The sequence below is a fragment of the Streptomyces niveiscabiei genome, assembly GCF_001419795.1.
Classification (GTDB): domain Bacteria; phylum Actinomycetota; class Actinomycetes; order Streptomycetales; family Streptomycetaceae; genus Streptomyces; species Streptomyces niveiscabiei.
Window position 1 is genome coordinate 1 of record NZ_LIRL01001225.1, and the last position, 3631, is coordinate 3631.

4 protein-coding genes are annotated in these 3631 nt (G+C 67.7%); all 4 read right to left on the minus strand.

What is annotated here, in order from left to right:
- Positions 1–316 precede the first annotated feature (316 nt).
- Positions 317–1222: an alpha/beta hydrolase gene (locus tag AOK24_RS42375; protein WP_055725194.1), complete on the minus strand. Its 906-nt coding sequence runs from the start codon at positions 1220–1222 to the stop codon at positions 317–319.
- Positions 1223–1226: 4 nt separating this feature from the next.
- Positions 1227–1646, minus strand: a complete 420-nt coding sequence (locus tag AOK24_RS42380; protein WP_159052195.1) for a nitroreductase family deazaflavin-dependent oxidoreductase — start codon at positions 1644–1646, stop codon at positions 1227–1229.
- Positions 1647–1726: 80 nt separating this feature from the next.
- Positions 1727–3310: a GMC family oxidoreductase gene (locus AOK24_RS42385; RefSeq protein ID WP_055725196.1), complete on the minus strand. Its 1584-nt coding sequence runs from the start codon at positions 3308–3310 to the stop codon at positions 1727–1729.
- 59 nt (positions 3311–3369) lie between these two features.
- Positions 3370–3631: HAD hydrolase family protein (locus AOK24_RS42390; RefSeq protein WP_206191364.1), on the minus strand; the 262-nt coding region annotated here is incomplete at its 5' end.

Here is a 3631-nt window from a genome sequence, read left to right on the forward strand (position 1 = left end):
GCGACTCACCTCCGTCGGTACAGCAGTGCTCGCCGGTACCGACGGAGGTGAGTCGCTCGATGGTGTGCCGGCCGTCGCGAAACGCCGTGGCCAGTGCGATCAGCAGCATGACCATCATGACAAGGACGTCGCGGCCGCTGGTGCCTGAGGGGCCGGCCTTGTCCAGGAGACTGCCCAGGGTGGCGATCAGCCCGGTCGACTCCAGGGCGCCGGGGGCGAGGGGGCGAACCTCTCTGCGAGCCGCTGGCCCGCGCCCTTGCGTTCCCGCGCCTCGTGGACGGTGTGGACGAGGCGGGCGAGGGTAAGGCCCCTCAGCTCACAACTGGCGGAAGAATTCAGACAGCTTGGCGACAGCAGGGGACACGTGCTCGTCTCTGTCGTAGAGATCCATGTGAGTGGCACCCTCGATCCAGAACAACTCGGTGGGGCCGACAGCCAGTTCTACGGCTCGGCGGCTGTAGTGCACGGTGTCCGATGCGGTGCCCTCGATCATGAGCAGCGGCCGGGGCGCGAGCAGCCGGATCATGGCGTACGGGTCGTACTGCATGATGTGGTCCACGCTGCGCAACACGAACACGTTCTGCGCGCGTGGGTGCCCGCCGCGTTCGGTCATGTAGTAGTCCCAGCCTTCCTGGATCGTAACGGGCAGGTCCACCGTCTCCTGTTTGGTTGCGGGAAGGATGCGCTCCAGGTGCGGGGGGTTGCCGTGTGCTTCCGCGGTGCGCAGGCGGGCCGCCTCGGCGAGCATTCCGCGGATGTGGTCTTCGGTTTGACCACCCGTCAGTCCTTCGCGGAGCATGGCGCCGATGTCGACGGCTGCCACGGTGGCGACGGCTTTGATGCGCGGATCGGTCTGAGCCGCGTAGGGAACGTATCCACCGGAGGCGAACAGCCCAAGGGCGGCGATGCGGTCGGTGTCCAGCCCCTCGCAGGTGGTCAGGTACGAGACGGCGTTCTTGATGTCCTCGGCGCGCTGAAACGGGTTCTCCAGATGCCGTGGTTCGCCCTCGCTCTCACCATGGTGCGCGCTGTCGAAGACCAGGCAGGCGAAGCCGTCGCGGGCCAGTCTCCTGGCGTACACCGTTGCGGTCTGCTCTTTCACACCTCCCCAGGGGTGGGGGATCACAATGGGCTGGAGGGGGCCTGCAGGATCTCCGTCGGGCGTGTAGAGGTGTCCTGACAGCTGCCACCCTGCGCTGGGAAAGGTGACGTTCGTCTTCATCCGGTCACGTCCGTTTCACTGGTTCGAGGGCGAAGATGCGGAAGGTACGGCCACTGGTCTCGTGGTAGTGCCGGTAGGCGGAGGAGAAGGCGGCGAACTGCTGCCACCATGTGTCGTATTCGCTCCCCGCGAGGAGCCGGGCGATGACGGGGATGTCCCGGTTGCCCACCGTGACCCGTGCCCGTGGCTGGTCCAGCAGGTTGTGGGACCAAGCGGGATGGTCCCGGCGGCCGAAATTGGAGGCGACCACAATGAACGCGTCGCCGTCCGGCTTGTAGAACAGTGGAGTGGAGCGCTGTTGTCCGCTGCGGCGTCCGGTCGTGGTCAGGAGCAGGGCGTAGGCGCCGGTGCTGCCGCAGAAACTGATGCGGCCCTTGCTGCGCCTGAGGAGCTGCCTGTCGATCCTGACCTGGGCAATACGCATGAAAGCGATGTACCAGGGTTTGGGGGCCCATCGCTGCATCAGTATCAGACGGAGGTTCTTCCCTCGCGGCACGTGTCTGCTCACTCCTCATTCATCAGGTCGGCAGCTCGCTCGCCGATCATGACCGTGGGGGCGTGGGTGTGTCCGCGGGTGATGCGCGGCATGACGGACGCGTCGACGACGCGCAGTCCTGTCACGCCGTGGACGCGCAGGCGCGCGTCGACCACGGCGTCGCCGTCGTTGCCCATGCGGCATGTGCCCACGGGGTGGTAGATGGTGTCGGCACGGCGACGGACGTGTCGCTCGGCACTGGCCGCGTCGTCGAGGTCGAGGTCCTGGTACCAGGGCGGCCCGGCATACGGAGCCAGGGCCGTTGTGTCGAAGGCACGTCGGGCCACGCGCAGCCCGTGGATCAGTAGCCGGATGTCTTCGCCGCCTGGGTCGCTCAGATAGGCGGGGTCGATCTTGGGCGGTTCGTTCGGCCAGGGCGAACGCAGGCGGACCCGGCCGGTGCTCGCCGGCTGGAGGAGGACCACACCAATGGTCATGCCGTCCGTCGTGAGCGGTTCCAGTCCGTGGTTGATGAAGGGAGCCGGGAGAAACCCCAGTTCCAGGTCCGGAGGGGACGAGGCGGCTTCACTGGACAGGAAGCATGCCGCTTCCGCGATGTTGGAGGCAAGCGGGCCGCGGCGCAGCAGCGCGTAGGCGAGCCTGGAGGACAGGGAGCGGGCCGACGTGAGAGGCAGCCGCACCAGGCTGCGTACGATCAGCGGGGCGAACAAGTGGTCCTGGAGCCCTTGGCCCACTCCGGGGAGGGCCGCTGCGCATGTGATGCCGTGGGTGCGCAGGTGGTCCGGGTCACCGATGCCCGACAGCATGAGCAGGTGCGGCGAGTTGATGGCTCCGGCGCTGAGGACTACCTCACGGCGGGCTGTCAACGTCACGTTGCGGCCACGGTGGTCGAGGGCTTCCACACCGTGGGCGCGGGTGCCGCGGAGGGCGATGCGCTGCACCTGCAGCCGGGTGAGTACGGTCAGGTTGGGATGGTCCGAGGAGCGGAGGTAGCCATCGGCCGCGCTCCAGCGCCGACCGCGGTACTGGGTGGTGGGGGTGCGGGCGAATCCGGTGTTGTCTGCCGTGTTCATTTCCGCGAGAGCGGAGAACCCGAGTTCTCGGCAGGCTTCCAGGAAGGCTCCGGTGGCAGCGGAAGGGCTGCGGTTCTCCTGGACGTGCAGCGGGCCGTCGGTGCCGTAGACAGCGGCCCTGTTCCTTCCCGCGCGGCGTTCGGCACGCCGGAAGTACGGTTCGACCTCTTTGTACGACCAGCCGGGGTTACCGGCCGCCGCCCAGCCGTCGAAGTCCGCCTGGTGGCCGCGGGTCCATACCTGGGCGTTGAGCGATGAGCTGCCGCCCAGGACGCGGCCGCGCGGGCAGCGGATCGTCCGGCCGTCGAGTTCGGGCTGGGGCTCGGTGCGGTAGTCCCAGTCGTGCTCGCCGCCGATGAGCGCCGCGAAGGCAGCAGGAACTTTGATTGCTGGATCCCGGTCCGGTCCACCGGCTTCCACCAGTGCCACCCGCACCTGAGGGTCGGCGGCCAGGCGCGCCGCGACGGCACAGCCGGCGGAGCCCGCACCGATGACGAGGTAGTCATAGATCACGTCCATGGGGGTTGCCTTTCTGGGTTGATGGGGACCGTGGTTTCGTCGTGCTCCTGGCGGGTCGATCAGCGCGGCACCCGGCCGAGTTGCTGCGAGCAGACGCGCAGGATGGTCGACCGGTCGGCTTTGAGCCAGTCACGGTCCGCTGCCAGTTTGCTCAGCTCTTCGTCGGGCTCGAAGCAGATCGCGGTCCCGACTTGACGGAAGATCTCCGCGTCGTTGTCGGAATTCCCGATAGCCATGGCCTCGTGCGGATCGAACCCCTCGGCCGCCATCAGTTCATGGACGACGGCCGCTTTGCCCCCCGGCAAAGCGGGTACACACGTG

Excerpts from the sequence above, each read along its gene's own strand:
- AOK24_RS42375 (WP_055725194.1), bottom strand. The coding sequence starts at position 1,222 with ATGAAGACGAACGTCACCTTTCCCAGCGCAGGGTGGCAGCTGTCAGGA.
- AOK24_RS42380 (WP_159052195.1), bottom strand. The coding sequence starts at position 1,646 with ATGCGTATTGCCCAGGTCAGGATCGACAGGCAGCTCCTCAGGCGCAGC.
- AOK24_RS42385 (WP_055725196.1), bottom strand. The coding sequence starts at position 3,310 with ATGGACGTGATCTATGACTACCTCGTCATCGGTGCGGGCTCCGCCGGC.